This is a genomic window from Candidatus Syntrophosphaera thermopropionivorans (assembly GCF_004353895.1).
GTDB lineage: Bacteria > Cloacimonadota > Cloacimonadia > Cloacimonadales > Cloacimonadaceae > Syntrophosphaera > Syntrophosphaera thermopropionivorans.
This window is the reverse complement of sequence record NZ_SMOG01000008.1, coordinates 39,863-56,354: the sequence shown is the minus strand read 5'-3', so window position 1 is coordinate 56,354 and position 16,492 is coordinate 39,863. Positions and strand designations below refer to the sequence as shown.

Below are 16,492 nucleotides of genomic sequence, written 5' to 3'. Positions count from 1 at the left end.
TTAAAAGATGCTATCTTAAAACTTGCCAATTCACCAGAATTGAGGTTCCGAATGGCAGAAAGAGGTAAATCTGAAGCACAGAAATTTGATAAAGAGATTATGATTTCTAAATATATTGAGCTTATACAGGAATTATGAAAGAGATTAAGAGGATTTTCTTTATTCAGACAGCCTTTTTTGGCGATGTGATTATGAGCACTCCCATTCCGAGAGCTTTGAAACAATTATATCCTGAAGCAAAAGTGGATATCATTCTAATTCCGGAGACCCGAATTATCTATCAGGATAATCCGTATGTGGACAATATCTACCTCTTTGATAAACGAAATCTATTAAAGAGGATTCCTTCTTTTATAAAATTGGTGCATACTTTAAGAAAGAATAATTATGATTTAGCTATATCCGTGCATATATCTTTTTCTTCTTCGTTGCTTATGCTTTTTAGTGGAGCAAAGATTCGTCTTGGTTATCCCAGACAGAAATTTAAAAACTTAACCATTGATCTACCTAAAGGTGTGCCCGTAGTCAAAAGAGGATTGTTATTACTAAAAGCTTTAAGCGATCAGGAATTTGATTATCAAACAGAACTCTTTATCCGTCCTGAAATTCAAAAAAAGGTGCAGGAGTATATCCATAGTAATAAACTCACACCAGAAAAGATGATAGCTATAGCACCAGGTTCGGTTTGGCCAACAAAACGCTGGTTGCCTGATTATTATGCAGAAATTGTGAAAGCCTTAACTGTAGAAGGATATCAATGCGTGATGATAGGAAGTGGTGAGGAAAGTCAGCTTTGCCAGGAAATCATAGAAAAAGCAGGAGTGCAGGCATTTAATAGTGCAGGCAATTTTAATATCCTCGGTTCTGCTGAACTTATAAGCAATTGTCGTTTGATTATAACTAATGATAGTGCTCCTATGCATCTGGCAAACGCAGTTAAAACTCCTGTTCTGGCTATTTTTGGTCCTACAGTTCAAAGATTTGGTTGCTTTCCTTATAGAGAGGGCGATAGAGTAGTGCAGGTAGATTTAAAATGTCGCCCCTGTGGTAAACACGGACATAAAAGATGTCCTGAAGGTCATTTCCGCTGTATGAAGGACATTACTCCGGAAATGGTGTTACAATATGCGAAAGAAATGTTACAAAGCGAGGTTAAAGAAATACAATGAAAGAGATAAATTTACTCGTTGGATATGACGGTTTCTTTGGACAAACCAGAAAACCCTGGGTTAGCATTGATACCCTGTCTTTAGTTAGAGAACTGGAGAGGTTAGGGTATGCCGTGCAAATGAATGAATTTCACGAAGTAGTGAATGATAAAGTAAAGATTGAGAATAAAATCGTTTTCTACACTTTTAGTCATCGCCTTAATTTGCAACAATACATAAGAGATTGTCTTTTATATCTCTTAGCTTGTGGTGACACTCTCATTCCTTCGTATGAACTTTTTTGTTGTCACGAGAATAAGGGCTGGCAGGTTCTCCTGAGACGAGAGCTGAATATTGAAGGGTTATGGAATGCCTATTTCAGCTCTAAAAGAGAGCTAAAAAATTACGAAATAAAATATCCCGTCGTCTTGAAAACTCTCACTGGCTCCAATGCCAAAGGTGTATTTCTCGCTAAAGATGAGGAGGATTTGTTAAAAAAGATTAAAAGCCTGGAGAAGCAACCGAGTATAGCGCAGAAACTTGATTTTTTCCGCCGAAAATATTTTCGGAAATATAAAAAACTACCAGGTTATCCAGATTATGATTTATTCAAAGATGCCCTACTTTATCAAGATTATATGACACCAGAGATACCTTTTGTGTTGCAGGAATTTGTTCCAGATTTAACTTATGACTATAGAGTTGTTGCCATTGGAGAGAAATACTTTGTTAGTAAAAGATTGACCCGGAAGAACGATTTTCGTGCCAGTGGAGCAAAGAAATTTTCCTTTGATTTTCCCCTTCCGGTGAAACTTCTTGATTTCGCCAGCGAATTGCATCATAAGATTCATTCTCCTTATCTTTCTATTGATGTGGGGGAAGATAAGGAAGGGAAGCTATATCTGTTTGAGTTCCAAGCGGAACATTTTGGGATATATACCATAATAATGGGAAAAGGGTATTATGTTCAGGAAGCGGGGACCTGGAAATTTGTGGAAGAAAAGAAGTCCTTTGAAGAATACTTAGCTTATGGTTTAGACCTTTTTCTAAGTAGCTAAAAAATGGTATTATCAGGCATTTTACTTAAACCTTTTTATTCTTTTACCTGGTCTTTATTAAATATCTTCAAGCCCAGAGAGAATACAGTTTTTTATTGTCATACACCAGTGGATATGGAGATGTGGTTACCCGTGCAAAAGTATCTCCAGGAGCTGACTATAGTTACGGATAAAGCTAAAACAGCTAAAGCGCTAAAGAAGCAGGGATTTAACTGTAAAAGGATGCCAGTCTTTCCTAAAGCAGTGATAATGTGCCGGGTGGCAGCGCATAAATTTCCCTCTGATAAGGTTATAAAGATTGGAATGAATCACGGTGCTTACCATTTTAAAAAGATGACCTCTCCCTCTAATTATAGACCCTTCACTCTTTTCTTTTTTTCCAGTAAATCCGATTTAGCCAATGCAGAAGCAGCAGGAGTAACCTGTGGCAAAGCCGTTGGTTACCCTAAGCTGGATCCCTATATAAATAAATCAGTTAAGTCGTTACATAATAAACCTATCATAGTTTTCACTGCTACCTATGATAAAAGCAAAATGAGTGCCATTCATCTCTGGGCAGATAAGCTGGGACTTTTATCCACGAAATATGATATTTATGTCACATTGCATCCGTGGATGTCCAGAAAATATGTTAAAATTATTAAGAACACGGAAGGAGTGAAGCTCATAGAAGAAGAGAGTCCCTTAAAATATATTGCAGAAAGCGATGTCTGTATCGGTGATACTTCCTCTATTCTGGCAGAGTGTTGTGCCTTAGATAAACCCATTATAACCTGGAAAGTACCTGCATGCGAGAGAACTGTACCCGAGATAGAAGAGATATTAGCTAAATGTACCTGGCAAATCTCTACCTTTGAAGAACTGGAACCCGCCATAGAACGCTGTTTAGCTCATCCAGAAGAATTGAGAGAAGAAAGAAGAAAAGCGAGTTCCATTTTCTTTGATGAACTGGATGGACAGGCAGGATTACGGGTAGCAAATGAAATTTTAAAGATACTTCCGGAGCTGAAAAAATGAGATTAGTTGATGCACATTGTCATCTGGCAAGCTTGAATCAGATAATACCAGTAGAAGTTTTGCTGAAAGAGGCAAAGGAAGCAGGAATTACTCATTTCCTTTCTTCTGCCTTATCTAAAGAGGAGATTGCCTTTCATCGTCAGCATTCTTTGCCAGGAGTGCTTTTTAGTGCTGGAATTCATCCTCATTATGCTGGATGTGATTTAGAGTTAGAAGATATAGAAGGGGTCTGTGCAGAACATTGTGTCTGGGCAGTAGGAGAGATAGGTCTGGATCGCTATGGCAAGGATATAGAAAAGCAAATAAAACTTTTCTCTCAGCAATTGGAGCTGGCAAAACATTATCAGCTTCCTGTGGTGCTGCATATAGTTGGTTATCAGCAACAAGCTTATGAATTGCTGAAGCATTACCCTTTGAAATATCTGGTGCATGGGTATGCTGGAAGCCTGGAAGGCTATCGTTTACTTTCTCGTCTTAATAGCTATTTTACTATCGGTGAAAGAATTTTGCGACCAGATAAGCATAACCTCTTGCAGGAAATGATAAATGATAAAAGATATCTTTTGGAGACCGATATAACCAGAGATTATGTCCTGCCAGGAGAACATAACCCACTATTAAGATTAGTGGATGTATTTGAGCAGGTGCAAAAGCAATGCAGAGTAGACGCTGAAGAAATACTTACTACTCAGTATGAAAACTTTATAGAGTTGACGCAGGGAAAATTATGAGTGAAGTAAGATTCAGTAGAACTGCACTTTTAGTCGGGTCAGAAGCAATGGCAAGGTTAAATAATTCCCGAGTGGCAGTAATAGGTTTAGGTGGGGTGGGTTCCTATGCTGTGGAAGCATTAGCTCGTGCAGGAATCGGTCATTTCACTTTGGTAGATTTTGATGTAGTAGGAGAGAGCAATTTTAATAGGCAATTGCATGCTTTGAATCATACTTTAGGAGAACCCAAGACTGAGGTAATGAAAAAGCATATAGAGGACATCAATCCCGCAGCAGAAGTCATCACCTATCCTGTTTTTCTGGATTCTACCAATAGGGAAGAGATTCTTAAGGAGCAGGATTTTTATCTTGATGCCATTGATAGTTTAGGTCCTAAATGTGGTCTGCTGGAATATGCTGTCAAAAATAATTTTAAAATTATCTCTGTAATGGGCTCAGGAAACAGACTTAATCCGGAACAGATTCACCTTGCACCTTTAAATGAGACCGTTAATTGTCCTCTGGCAAGAAGAGTGAGAAAGTATTTAAAAAGGTGGGGAGTGGATTGTAATTTTCCTTGTGTCTATTCTTCTGAAATTCCCAAAAAGATTTTTAAGGATATTTCAAGTCCAGATGAAGACCTTATTCATAGAGGCAGAGAGCGTGGTAAAGTGGGAACGATAAGCTATATGCCAGCTATAATGGGGATGATGGCAGCAAGCTGGATTATTAGACAGATAGTAGAGTAGGAATAATCATCAATTATATCATCAGCTATATGAAAACCCACATATAATTATTATAAATATCCTAATATATTAACATTTTCACTGCTCTTTCTTATCACATTCTTACCTCTTTCTTGTTTCCCGCCTTAGTTTGGAGAAAAGAGGTAGCCAAGGAAGAGCTAAGGGAGAATATAGAAAACTTTAACAAATAATAATTAAAATAAATAATATTTGATATGAGTTCAGTGGTATTCTATAATAAAGATAATAAGTATTGAGTATCTAAGGGTTAACTTATTGGTGGATAATATATTGTCTAAGCTTGAGCGATATTTATTTAATAAAGAAAATAGAGTGGTAAGACTAATCCTTATCCTGACCTTTTCATCATATTTTCTAAGTCTCTTTTTCCCTGTGGGGATGAAAAGCGTTTCATCATTTTCTTCATTTCATCAAATTGGCGAAGTAAGCGATTAACCTCTGTAACTGATTGACCACTTCCTTTAGCAATACGGAGCCGGCGACTGCCATTAATGATTTCGGGATGTTCTCTTTCTTTTTCGGTCATAGATTGGATGATAGCTTCAATATGTTTAAATGCTTTATCATCAATCTTTAAATCGGCAGGGAGTTTGTGTCCCATTCCCGGAATCATACGGATAATAGATTCCAGAGACCCCATCTTTTTGATGTTTTGCAACTGTTTCAGGAAATCATTTAAAGTGAACTGGTTTTTCAACATCTTTTTGGCAAGTTTTTCACTTTCCTTTTCGTCAATAGCCTGTTCCGCTTTCTCAATTAGAGTGAGAACATCACCCATACCGAGAATTCGTGATGCCATTCTATCTGGATAGAATACTTCCAGGTCACTAATTTTTTCACCTATTCCCACAAAGGCAATAGGTCTATCCGTCACTGCTTTAATAGATAAAGCTGCGCCACCGCGTGCATCTCCATCCAGTTTGGTAAGGATAACGGCATCAAAAGTGAGCTTATCGTAAAATTCTTTAGCGACATTCACTGCTTCCTGTCCTGTAGTTGCATCTGCGACAAAAAGGATATAATCAGGTTTAATCTGGGCTTTCAGGCGAACCAGTTCATCCATCATAGGTTCATCAATCTGTAAACGACCTGCAGTATCAAAAATAAGAAGATTAATCAATTGTTGTGAAGCGAGATTTAAAGCTTTTTCGGCGATTTTATATACATCTTTGGTATCTTCCGAAACGACAGGAATATCAATCTGTTTACCGAGAATTTTGAGTTGTTCAATAGCGGCAGGACGATAAACATCACAAGCCACCATCATAGGTTTAATTCCCTTTTTCCGATAATAAAGGGCTAATTTAGCACAAGCAGTAGTTTTACCTGATCCCTGCAAACCTACCAGCATCACTTTAGTAAGTTTATTGTTGTAGACTTTAAGTTCAAATCCCTCCGTGTCCATTAAAGCTACCAGCTGGTCATAAACTATCTTTACAACTTGCTGTCCGGGAGTAAGAGATTTCATCACTTCTTCTCCGATAGCTCTTTTTTCCACTTCAGAGATGAAGTTTTTGACAATGCGATAGTTTACATCAGCTTCCAGAAGGGCAATACGAATTTCCCGCAAAGCATCTTTTATGTTTTGTTCGGTGAGATATCCTTTGCCTCTTAGGTTACGGAAAACTTTATCTAATCTATCAGTTAATGAATCAAACATAATTTACCTTTATAATAATCTTTCCCTCCGGGTTAATATCTGAACCAGCTATTATGGATGGGGAAAAAATTTAAAAAATTAGATTAATTAACTACCTCTCAAGGAACGAATAGCGGCAGAATAATCAGTGCTGCCAAATATATAGGAAGCAGAAACCAGGATATCTGCTCCTGCGGCAATCACTAAGGAGGCATTAGTTTCATTGATTCCGCCATCCACCTCTATTAAGGTGTTCAAAGAATTCTTGGTTATAATATCTTTTAGTTGAATGATTTTTTCCAGAACAGAAGGAATAAATTCCTGTCCGGAAAAACCTGGATTTACACTCATCAAAAGAACAAAATCTAAATCGGGCAAAATACAATCCAAAGTAGAAAGAGGTGTGGCAGGATTGAGTGCTATTCCAGCTTTCATTCCCAGACTTTTAATTTGTTGCACTACCCTATGAGAGTGATATACACATTCTTGATGGAAACTGAACCAGTTAACTCCTATACTGGCAAAAGGTGCAACATAATTTTCGGGATTAGTAACCATCAGATGAGCGTCCAATGGAATTTTGGTTAATTGACGGATTTTTAATACAATAGGTTGTCCAAAAGTTAGATTAGGAACATAATGTCCATCCATTATATCCAGATGAAACATATTAGCATCACTGGCACGAGACAGTTCCTTATCCAAATGAGCAAAATCACAGGATAGCACAGAAGCAGCAATTTGAATAGGTTTCATAGTCTTAAGTCTTGATTAAAAATATAATATCTTTAATCTCTTCTCCGGTTTTATCATTAAGTTGTTTTAAAATATCCATTTTACGTAGGACAAGTTCCTGTAGCCAGGAGTTATTTTCTACAGCTACATATAAGATAGAATCCTTTAAATGAAAAGGATGAGACCTGGCAGCTAAGAGAGGTCCCACAATATCTTTCCAGTGCTGATACAGGTTAACAAAGGATTTATATTTTTCTCCTGCTATTCTATCAATTACCTCTTTCTTGATATTAGAAAGAGAGGTAAAAGCCATAATATTCCTTCTCGGGTCTAAACAAAGTTCCCTTAGAGCTATTTATTTGTGACCAGCTGATTAAAGGCAAAATAAGCCAGCAGCGCTGTAATAATGGCAATAATATAAATTACGGCACAAGCCGTAGTAGTGGCAGAAGTAAATAGTAAAATTATACCAGGTAATAATGCTGCCAGAATTATAGACAGATAACCGAGAATAAGATTGGAGGTCTTATTTCCAATAATATTTATTAAATATAATCCCAGACAAATCAGAACCACAAATGCCAGAGTGCCGATGAGAGAAAGAACGATAGATAAGGCGAGAGCTGCTTTAGCTATAGGGACAATGTTAGTAAAAGAAATGACTATAACAGGCAAGAGAATAGATATAATAGCAAGAATTATGCCTGTAACTTTTGTGTTCTTAGGAGTGGAAGTGATAATTTCAAAATGGCGTTGATGCTGACGAACACTAAGATAGATAAGGGAAAAGATGCCACCAATAACTAAGAACCATCCGATAAAACCAAGTATTCCGTGCCTTAATAAACCTAAAATGGAGATGAGAGCAACGAAAAGGACTACGGTTAATAATTGAGTGATAGGTTTGGTTCCTGTTCCAGCTTTTCCTAAGCGTTGGTTTTCCTCTGAACGCTTGGTTAAATAATAAACTAAGGCAAAAATAGCAGCAAAGAGCAGGATGAAAAAGGGTATATTTTTCGGATTACCAATACTTAACATAGAAACAGCCACGAGCATAGCAACAAAGGCTAAGATGCGTGAGATTTGATACATATATTTTTTCATAGGTAACACCCCGTATATATTAATCTGTGGTTATTTCACTTTCTGCTTCATCAGAAGTTTCCGGAGCGGAATTATCAATCTTGGGTTCTATATTCTTCTGACCACTACCTTCTTTATCGACCACGACCTTCAATTCTGAAAATATATCTTTGTATAGATGAATTTTAACCAAACTTTCTCCCAGGGACTTAATATGTCTGTCCATTTTGACCATTGCACATTTAATATTAATTCCATGTTTAGCGAGTTCATTACAGATATCCATTTCCGAAACCGAACCATAAAGATTATTTTGTTCGTCCGTTTTACGTTCAAAATGCAGAGTCATATTTCTTAGCTGCTCGTCAAGTTTTTTCATTGCATCAATCATTTTTTCTTCTTCTTCAGCAGCTTTAGTTTGGATAGAATTCCAGTTTTTTAGATTTTTTGGGGTAGCATAAATAGCCAGTTTTCTTGGGATAAGGTAATTACGAGCATAGCCTCGTTTAACATTAACCACATCCCCCTTGTTTCCTAACTTTTCTATGGGGTTTAAAAGAATAACTTTCATGATAAATTTCCTTTAATATTTAATTTTCTAAAATCAAGCCAGATATCGGCAAAACCTATTAGAGCCATTATGGGTAAATTTAAAAGTACTAAGATAGTAACCAGGATATTAATCAGAATATTCGGTTTTCGCTTTGAGATTAAATTAATAATCACGCCAATTCCTTCTACCATAGGTAACACACATAAGGCTAATAATACATTAATAAAAACATTATGCAACTGAGGGAAAAAATATAGGGGCAGGACAGCTATTATAAATAGATTGTAATACGCTGGAAGTTTAAAATCTCTTAGCTCGGAATGAGTTCCGCCTAAATGGAGAAATATTAGATGTCCCGCACTTAAGGCTAAAACTTGAGATACAGTCCAGCTTGCAGGTAACAGGATTTGCAGCATAGGTTTCATCTGAGTTATATTCCCATTTTGCATAGCTTGAGGCATAATTTTTTCCATTTCCGCAAAAGACTGTTCCAGTGTGTTGAGTAAAAAACTTCCAAAGAGATAATATCTAATCACTCCATAAACGGTAATCAATAAAGCAGCATTGATTAATGCAGTAACAGGATTACCTCGTTTGATAAGAGCATACAGATATAGAATTACAACTAACCCTGCACCAAATATGGCATCAACGGGATAAATAAGAGTTGAGGGATTATTAAAGGTGAAAATAGCCACAATTACTGGGAAAACGAGAAACATTAGGGCACGATTAACTGGTTTTCCGGTCAACAAACGAAAGAAGCTATGGCTATAAATCATCATCACTAATAATCCGATAAAAGGATTTAATGTGGCTAAAGCACCTAACAGTAAAGCGATAAACGGCACTATTCAATAACATATGGCAATAATGCCATTTGACGAGCTCGTTTAATCTCTTGACTCAGTTTTCTCTGGTGTTTGGCACAGGTTCCAGTTAAACGAGATGATTCAATCTTGCCTACATCAGAGATAAACTGACTTAGCAGTTCCACATTTTTATAATCAATAACGAGGTCTTTATTCGCACAGAAGCGGCAGTATTTTTTGTGAGCAGGTTTCTTTTTTCTATCCATAGTATTCATATTAAAACTCCAGTATTAAAATGGGACATCGTCGTCCGTAACGGGTTCTGCGACATAGTTAGGTTCTTCTTGGGGAAGGGGTACTTCTTCTTCTACACCTTCACCCTCTGCTTTGGGAGTCCATTCTAAAGATTGGATATGATCTGCAATGATTTCAAATACTTTACGATTATTGTTATTTGAATCCACATAGCTTCTTGTATCAATCTTTCCTTCTACCAAAACAGCAGTTCCCTTATGCGCAATTTTACAAATATTTTCAGCTTGATTGCTCCAGGCTATGACATCAATGTACATAGGCATGGATTGCCACTGGTCCATTTCATCTTTGTACCTACGATCCGTTGCAACAGTAAATCTTACAACAGGAGTTCCCTTAGGAGTATATCTTAACTCCGGTTCCTGGGTAATTCTTCCAGCAATAAATACCTTATTCAGGCGCGGTAACCTTAAGTCTGCCATTGTTCCTCCTATTTATCTCTAACAATAAACATATGACGGAGCACATGCTCATTAATGTTGAGTTGATTTTTAATGGGTTTTACCGCACTAGGTTCCATAGAGAAGTAATTAACGAAATAATAAGCTTCTTGCATCTTGTTAATGGGATAGGCAAGTTTTCGTAAACCCCAGGGGTCAGTTTTAATGATTTCTCCATTTCCCTGTTCTTTGACCATATTAAGGATACTTTCATTCAACTTATTTGCTTCTTCTTCGGTTAGTTTTGGTGAAATTATCACCATTAGTTCATAGTTTTTCATTCATTTCTCCTTTGGACTATCGTTTCCGTGAACATTATTAACGGAAAAGGTTTTTTTCCAGATGCTATATGCATCTAAGACTGCATAAAAATCTTTATCAATATAAATGTCAATGAAATCACAGGCTAATTCAATAACAGGCATTAAAGCACTTAATTCTTCCTGGGTAAATTTATCCAGGACATAATCTCGTGGATTTTCTTCACTCCTCCCAATACCTATACGGATACGCTTAAGATTTTCAGGCGGGAATATTTCCAGCAGAGATTTTATTCCATTATGACCACCATCACCCCCTCCAGTTCTTACTCTAAGAGAGGCTAAAGGGAGTTCTATATCATCATAAATAATTAGAGCTTCAGAGCAATTCCACTTTAAAGATGCTTCTTTCAAAGCAAGACCCGAGCGATTCATAAAGGTTTTAGGTTTGATGAGAGAAGCATTTTTATATTGAATGAAGTAGTATAACTGGTTTGATCTAAAAGTTAGATTATGTTTTTTAGCCCAGGTATCCAGGCACATAAAACCGATATTATGTCTGGTTCCTTCATAATCTTTACCTATATTTCCCAAACCAAGAACGAGTTTCATTACTCGGTTTTTTCTTCAGTACTAACTTCCTCAGCTTCTTTTGGAGCTTCAGCTTCCTCAACTCTCTGAGCAAGAACTACTAATAATGCTGTATCTGGATTATCCTTATATTGCCAATTACCTTGAGGAAGGTCTTTAATATGAAGAGAATCACCAATTTGCATTCCAGAGATATCAATGGTTATTTCTTCAGGAGCATCCTCAGCTTTGCAGGAAATCTTAACGGTTCTTTGCAAGGTTTCCAGGAAACCTCCAGTTTTAACACCTATGGGCTCACCCACAAATTGCAAAGGTATTTCAAATTCCATCATAGCAGTAGCTTCTACCAGCATAAAATCCAGATGTAGAAAATCTCTGGAAACAGGATGAATCTGCTTATCCTTCAAGATAGTATGGTATTTTTGTCCATCTAAGATAATTTCATAGAAGGATAGTTCCTGAAAACTTTTCTTATAGCATTTTAGAAACTCATTTCTTTTTACTGCAATTGGTGTGCTTTCTAAAGCTTTACCGTAAATAACTGCTGGAATAAGACCTTGCTCTCGTAGAGCAGTCAATTCACTATGTTTAGTGTTAGTTCTTTTTTGGGCTTCAATGGTAAATATCACTTTTCTACCTCCAATCTCAAATCCTAAGTAAATAGAACACTAAGAGATTCTTCTGTATGTATTTTTTTTATTGCCATAGCCAGCATCTCAGCTATGGATAACTGAATAATTTTGGGACAAGCAGCAGCTTCTTCAGAAAGAGGAATGGTATTTGTAATGAATAGTTTCTCAATATTAGAATTGTTTATATTCTGAACTGCAGAACAGGAAAGAACTCCATGTGTGCAAGCTGCATAAATATTTTTAACATTTTTCGTACTCAGCACATTTGCGATCTTTATCAAACTGCTTCCTGTATCTATTATATCATCATATAAAATCGCTGTTTTATCTTCTACATCACCGATAATATTTAATAATTCCGTCTTATCGTCATTAGCCTGTCGTCTTTTATCTCCTATGGCTAAACCGCAATTTAACCTTTTTGCCAGAGCACGAGCTCTATTAGCACCCCCAGAATCAGGAGATATTACAACCGGATTATCCAGATTCATCTCATTAAAATATCTAGCAAAAATGGGGATAGTATATAAATGGTCAACGGGTATACTAAAAAACCCTTGAATTTGCTCCGCATGCAAATCAACTGCAACAACCCTATTTGCACCAGTTACAGTCAATAAATCAGCCACTAATTTGGCAGTTATCGGCACCCGGGGTTGATCTTTTTTGTCTGAACGAGCATAAGCATAATAAGGAATAACGCAATTGATACGTTGAGCAGAAGCTCGTTTGAGAGCATCTATCATTATTAAAAGGTCAATTAAATTATCATTTACCGGCCTGCAGGTCGGCTGTATAATGAATACATCTGTGCCACGAACACTTTCATTAATTTTAACGAAAGATTCGTCATTAGAGAACTTAAAAAGGTCTATATCGGATAACGGTACACCTACATAATTAGCAACTTCTTCAGCCAGAGGTTTATTTGCGTGACCACTAATTAATTTAAGCTTGGAATACATTTTGATATTCTTCCCTTGTTATCGTTCTTACGAGTTTTGTCCAGTATCCTTTTTCTTTAAAATATGCTTCGCATTTATGCATTTTAAACTTATCTTCAAAAACACCAAAACAGGTGGGACCACTACCACTCATAAGGGCAGTGCTCGCACCCAATTTTATTAAATCATTCAATATTTCATTCACTAAAGGATAATCAATTCGCACCTGAGCTTCCAGTCGGTTAAAAAACCATTTTACATCCTGCGAGATTCTACAATGTCGTCTTTCATTTTCCGTTGGAATAGAAGCTATTTGATAAGCTTCAGAGCTGGAAATCATTATATTGGGGTTAACCAATAAAATGTTATCCAGATTGAAATCCTCTAATGGTTGAATAACCTCGCCACGATTAGTAGCAAAAGCTGTGCCTCCATAGAGAAAATAGGGAATATCGCTTCCAAAAATGCTTGCAATTGATGTAAGGTCATCAATGCTCAATCCGAGCTCCCACAAATAGTTAAGAGCTAATAAGGTGGTTGCTGCATTGCTGCTACCTCCACCTAATCCGGCTGCTATAGGTATCCTTTTTATCAATTGAATCTCAATTCCCCAATCAGGTTTATATTGATTATATAAGTAATCAGCGACTTTATATATAAGATTATTTTCGCTTATATTATCATTTAAGTAAATCCATTTTTTCAAATCTTTCTTTTTTGTCAAAGTATATTTTATAGTGTCAAAAAGTGAGACACTGCAGAGCAGTGTCTCAATCTGATGGAAATTATCAGGTAAGTGACCTAATATTTCAAGGAATAGATTTATTTTTGCGTATGAAGGATAGATTAGCCTTCTTTTGTTTTTTAGGTTGCTGTTCACCATAATAGTAATAATAATAGTAATAATAATAGTAGTAGTTAGATTTACTATAATACTTTTGGACATAAACGCCGTTCACAATAATACCATCTATTGTGGCATTAACATTTTCCATCATATCCCTTGCACGCTTAACAATGCCCTTTTCTGTAGTTCCACAACGAACAACTAAGAAAGTAAGATCGACCTTTTTAGTCAGAATTAAAGCATCTGTCACGGCAATAATAGGTGGTGTATCAAAGAGAATATAATCATATTGAGATTTTAATTCTTCAATTATTTTATCCATCCTGGGAGATGAAATTAACTCAGAAGGATTTGGAGGAATAAAACCACTGGTAATGATATCCAGATTGGGTATACCTGAAGCCTTAATTATTTGTTTTAACGGAACATCCTGGTCAATTAGATAGTCACTGATACCATTTTCTTTTTCCAAGGCGAATTTATTATGAAGCATAGGACGTCGCATATCCATATCAACTAAGATAACTTTAGCGTTCATCTGGGAAAAAGTTATAGCAAGATTGGAAATAGTAGTAGATTTACCTTCTTTAGGACCTGCAGAAGTAATTAACATTGAGGTGCTACCTTCGGTTTTTTTAGAAAGTATATTCGTTCTTAAGGTTCTATAAGCTTCTGAGATAGGTGATTTTGGAGCATAATGAGAGACCAATTGCATCATAACATAATGTAAAGATTTACTCAGTTGCTCTTTATTTTCTCCCTCACTTTGTTCTATCATCCGATTGAATTCCATAATCCGGGATTCAGATTCTTGAATTAGGGGGATAGTACCCAAAATAGGTAAACGGACATAGCTTTCAATATCTTCAAGAGTACGCAACTTAGTATCCATAGAATGTACAATTAATGCTGTAGCAATACCTAATCCTAAACCAAGCAGGATACCAACTAATAAATTCATAGAGATATTAGGTTTGATGGGTTTATCTGGTCTAGTGGCATAATCAATGACTCTTATATTACCTATTTTTGCTTGTTCTGCAATCCGGGCATCTTCATACTTTTCCATCATTATGCCGTAAATTTTTTCATCCAGAGCCATACTTCTGGTCAAACGTGCCAGCTGAAGTTCCTTATCTGGCAAAGTGATAATTCTATCTTCAAAGATAGCTTTTGTTTGTTCCAGTCCATGAACTTGAGTACGAGCCATTTCAAGGTCTACTTCTGCTTGAACTATCTTAGTAAGGATTTGATTTCTGAAAGAGAGAGGGTCATAATTTAAATTTTTACTGATATATTTTTTTATTTCAGCATCCAGAGTAGCCTTAGTTTTAGAAAGTTCTTCTTGAAGGAGTTTTATTTGGGGATGGTCGGAAGAATAATTTTCGTTAGTGCGTAATTTTGCTATAGTGGCTTGAGTGTTAGTTATATCTTTACGTAACTGCTCTATGTAAGGTGCTCTTAAGACATTATCAACTTCTACCATTAAAGAATCCTGGTCTTTTAACTGTCTCTTTAACACTTCCAGAGTCCTTGCTTTAACTGCCTGGTCTGTTAATGCCGATTCATATTGAGATTCAACATCTGCAGATTGCTCAATCCATTTTTTGGTAGTTTCCGTGAGTTCTACTATCTTATTTTCATTTTTAAAAGCTCTTAAATCCTCTTCTGAAGCCTGTAATCTACGAGAAATCAGGTCAAGTTGCTCTCCCAGAAATTCTCTAACTGTAGTATATTCTAATCTTGCTATTTGAGTATTTTGCTGAACCACAGCATCAGCTATAGCATTAACAGTTGCCATAGCTTCTCCTGGATTAGTAGATTCAAAAGAAAGATTTAAAACATCAGTTTCCCTTAATGCTTCTATTTTAACTTCACCTAAATGATCAATAGGATTTTCGGTTGAACTAATTGGATAAGCTTCCCATTCCGGATTCTTTTTCATAATTTCCCAGGCTGCAGATAAAAGAGGTTTACTCTTGATAAGTTGTATCTGATTATTGATGTAGTTTTTTCCACTACCCTGACCGGTTAGCATTAAAATATCTGCACCTGTAGATTTATTTTCCATTAAAATTTTAGAAGTGGCAGAGTAAATACGAGGTTGCTGGTAAGTATAAAGAATAGTGCCGATTATAACGACGACAAATATAATAACTACTAAATAGCGGAATTGATAAATAATGCGTAAATATTCTTTGAGATTTATCTCTTCAACTTGAGGTGTTTGAGGATTTTGCATAGGTTGTTGTTCCATCTTATCACCTACTTAATATTGGCTATTAAATTATAAACACTGAGTGCGATAGCAACTTTGGAGAGAAAGTCCGCTATTCTATCAAAAGCATAAAAGATAGTGCCAGAGATCACAACTGTATCTCCAGGTTGAAGACGCAGGTCATAAACAGTATGTTCTATTTCTTCTCCTGTAAATTCATCAATAACTTTCGTTTTTATGGTCTTTGTGGCAAGATATTTATTATCAGCTGTATCCATATATTTTTTGAAATCCAGCCAGATAACTTCTGGTTCCGATTCTGCATCTAAAGTAGGATTAACTGGTCTAATAATACGGATTTTAGAAAGTTTTGCATCTTCTGCTGGACCTCCAGCTAAAGCTAACAAAGTAGGAAAATCTGTATCATCGGGGACTAGATATAAACCTGGTTTATTGACCCTACCGAGAATATAAACATTCATTTTCAATTTTTGTGCTCCTGCTCCAGTTCCCTCATAGGAATAAGCAGAGGTGCTGGTTGAAGTAACCACTACATTTCCTGCTTGAGCAAAAGCTAATACTGTAAAGCTGGTGATTATGATAAAAAGCAGTATTTTCTTCAATTTAGCCTCATTTATTAGAATTTATTTTTATTTTCTTCATTTATAGATTTATGTCAAGATAAAACATTAATTTCATTGTAGACCTAATCATATTCTT

20 protein-coding genes are annotated in these 16,492 nt (G+C 36.2%); 5 read left to right on the top strand and 15 right to left on the bottom strand.

The window, feature by feature from the left end; all coding sequences use genetic code 11:
* Positions 1 to 134: 134 nt before the first annotated feature.
* The 5 genes from waaF to E0946_RS03935 are packed head-to-tail and all read left to right on the top strand — an operon-like array spanning position 135 to position 4,682.
* Entirely contained in the window at positions 135 to 1,169 is a 1,035-nt protein-coding gene (gene waaF / locus E0946_RS03955; protein WP_133201177.1) for a lipopolysaccharide heptosyltransferase II, read from the top strand.
* Positions 1,166 to 2,206: an ATP-grasp domain-containing protein gene (locus E0946_RS03950; RefSeq protein ID WP_133201176.1), complete on the top strand. Its 1,041-nt coding sequence runs from the start codon at positions 1,166 to 1,168 to the stop codon at positions 2,204 to 2,206. Before waaF ends, E0946_RS03950 begins: the two co-directional genes overlap by 4 nt.
* A gap of 3 nt (positions 2,207 to 2,209) precedes the next feature.
* Positions 2,210 to 3,223: a CDP-glycerol glycerophosphotransferase family protein gene (locus tag E0946_RS03945; RefSeq protein ID WP_133201175.1), complete on the top strand. Its 1,014-nt coding sequence runs from the start codon at positions 2,210 to 2,212 to the stop codon at positions 3,221 to 3,223.
* Complete coding sequence (locus E0946_RS03940; protein ID WP_133201174.1) at positions 3,220 to 3,954, top strand: TatD family hydrolase; 735 nt, start codon at positions 3,220 to 3,222, stop codon at positions 3,952 to 3,954. Before E0946_RS03945 ends, E0946_RS03940 begins: the two co-directional genes overlap by 4 nt.
* Positions 3,951 to 4,682 carry a tRNA threonylcarbamoyladenosine dehydratase gene (locus E0946_RS03935; protein ID WP_133201173.1) on the top strand — a complete coding sequence of 244 codons (732 nt, stop codon included), beginning with the start codon at positions 3,951 to 3,953 and terminating at the stop codon, positions 4,680 to 4,682. The genes E0946_RS03940 and E0946_RS03935 overlap by 4 nt, the downstream gene beginning before the upstream one ends.
* Positions 4,683 to 5,031: 349 nt before the next feature.
* On the opposite strand, the gene ffh is transcribed toward E0946_RS03935, so the two are convergent.
* From ffh to E0946_RS03860, 15 genes are all read right to left on the bottom strand, one after another.
* Complete coding sequence (gene ffh, locus E0946_RS03930; RefSeq protein WP_133201172.1) at positions 5,032 to 6,363, bottom strand: signal recognition particle protein; 1,332 nt, start codon at positions 6,361 to 6,363, stop codon at positions 5,032 to 5,034.
* Positions 6,364 to 6,450: 87 nt separating this feature from the next.
* Entirely contained in the window at positions 6,451 to 7,098 is a 648-nt protein-coding gene (gene rpe / locus E0946_RS03925; RefSeq protein ID WP_133201171.1) for a ribulose-phosphate 3-epimerase, read from the bottom strand.
* Between the two features lie 4 nt (positions 7,099 to 7,102).
* The gene (locus E0946_RS03920; RefSeq protein ID WP_133201170.1) at positions 7,103 to 7,390 is read right to left on the bottom strand and encodes a DciA family protein; all 288 of its coding nucleotides are present in this window, start codon (positions 7,388 to 7,390) and stop codon (positions 7,103 to 7,105) included.
* Between the two features lie 38 nt (positions 7,391 to 7,428).
* The gene (locus E0946_RS03915; RefSeq protein ID WP_133201169.1) at positions 7,429 to 8,181 is read right to left on the bottom strand and encodes a hypothetical protein; all 753 of its coding nucleotides are present in this window, start codon (positions 8,179 to 8,181) and stop codon (positions 7,429 to 7,431) included.
* A gap of 19 nt (positions 8,182 to 8,200) precedes the next feature.
* Positions 8,201 to 8,731: a 50S ribosomal protein L9 gene (gene rplI, locus E0946_RS03910; protein ID WP_133201168.1), complete on the bottom strand. Its 531-nt coding sequence runs from the start codon at positions 8,729 to 8,731 to the stop codon at positions 8,201 to 8,203.
* Positions 8,728 to 9,564, bottom strand: coding sequence for a YybS family protein (locus tag E0946_RS03905; RefSeq protein ID WP_133201167.1), 837 nt, complete (start codon positions 9,562 to 9,564; stop codon positions 8,728 to 8,730). Before E0946_RS03905 ends, rplI begins: the two co-directional genes overlap by 4 nt.
* Entirely contained in the window at positions 9,564 to 9,800 is a 237-nt protein-coding gene (gene rpsR, locus E0946_RS03900; RefSeq protein ID WP_133201166.1) for a 30S ribosomal protein S18, read from the bottom strand. Before rpsR ends, E0946_RS03905 begins: the two co-directional genes overlap by 1 nt.
* Positions 9,801 to 9,815: 15 nt before the next feature.
* On the bottom strand, positions 9,816 to 10,262 hold the full coding sequence (locus E0946_RS03895) for a single-stranded DNA-binding protein (RefSeq protein WP_133201165.1): 447 nt from the start codon (positions 10,260 to 10,262) through the stop codon (positions 9,816 to 9,818).
* 8 nt (positions 10,263 to 10,270) lie between these two features.
* Entirely contained in the window at positions 10,271 to 10,561 is a 291-nt protein-coding gene (gene rpsF, locus E0946_RS03890) for a 30S ribosomal protein S6 (RefSeq protein WP_133201164.1), read from the bottom strand.
* On the bottom strand, positions 10,562 to 11,152 hold the full coding sequence (gene pth, locus E0946_RS03885; protein ID WP_133201163.1) for an aminoacyl-tRNA hydrolase: 591 nt from the start codon (positions 11,150 to 11,152) through the stop codon (positions 10,562 to 10,564).
* On the bottom strand, positions 11,152 to 11,760 hold the full coding sequence (locus E0946_RS03880) for a 50S ribosomal protein L25 (RefSeq protein WP_133201162.1): 609 nt from the start codon (positions 11,758 to 11,760) through the stop codon (positions 11,152 to 11,154). The genes pth and E0946_RS03880 overlap by 1 nt, the downstream gene beginning before the upstream one ends.
* 23 nt (positions 11,761 to 11,783) lie before the next feature.
* Complete coding sequence (locus E0946_RS03875; protein WP_133201161.1) at positions 11,784 to 12,728, bottom strand: ribose-phosphate diphosphokinase; 945 nt, start codon at positions 12,726 to 12,728, stop codon at positions 11,784 to 11,786.
* A complete protein-coding gene (ispE, locus tag E0946_RS03870) occupies positions 12,712 to 13,590 on the bottom strand; it encodes a 4-(cytidine 5'-diphospho)-2-C-methyl-D-erythritol kinase (RefSeq protein ID WP_207930821.1) in 879 nt (292 codons plus the stop codon). Before ispE ends, E0946_RS03875 begins: the two co-directional genes overlap by 17 nt.
* The gene (locus tag E0946_RS03865) at positions 13,517 to 15,811 is read right to left on the bottom strand and encodes a GumC family protein (protein WP_133201159.1); all 2,295 of its coding nucleotides are present in this window, start codon (positions 15,809 to 15,811) and stop codon (positions 13,517 to 13,519) included. Before E0946_RS03865 ends, ispE begins: the two co-directional genes overlap by 74 nt.
* An 8-nt stretch (positions 15,812 to 15,819) precedes the next feature.
* Positions 15,820 to 16,395, bottom strand: coding sequence for an SLBB domain-containing protein (locus E0946_RS03860; RefSeq protein WP_133201158.1), 576 nt, complete (start codon positions 16,393 to 16,395; stop codon positions 15,820 to 15,822).
* Positions 16,396 to 16,492 lie beyond the last annotated feature (97 nt).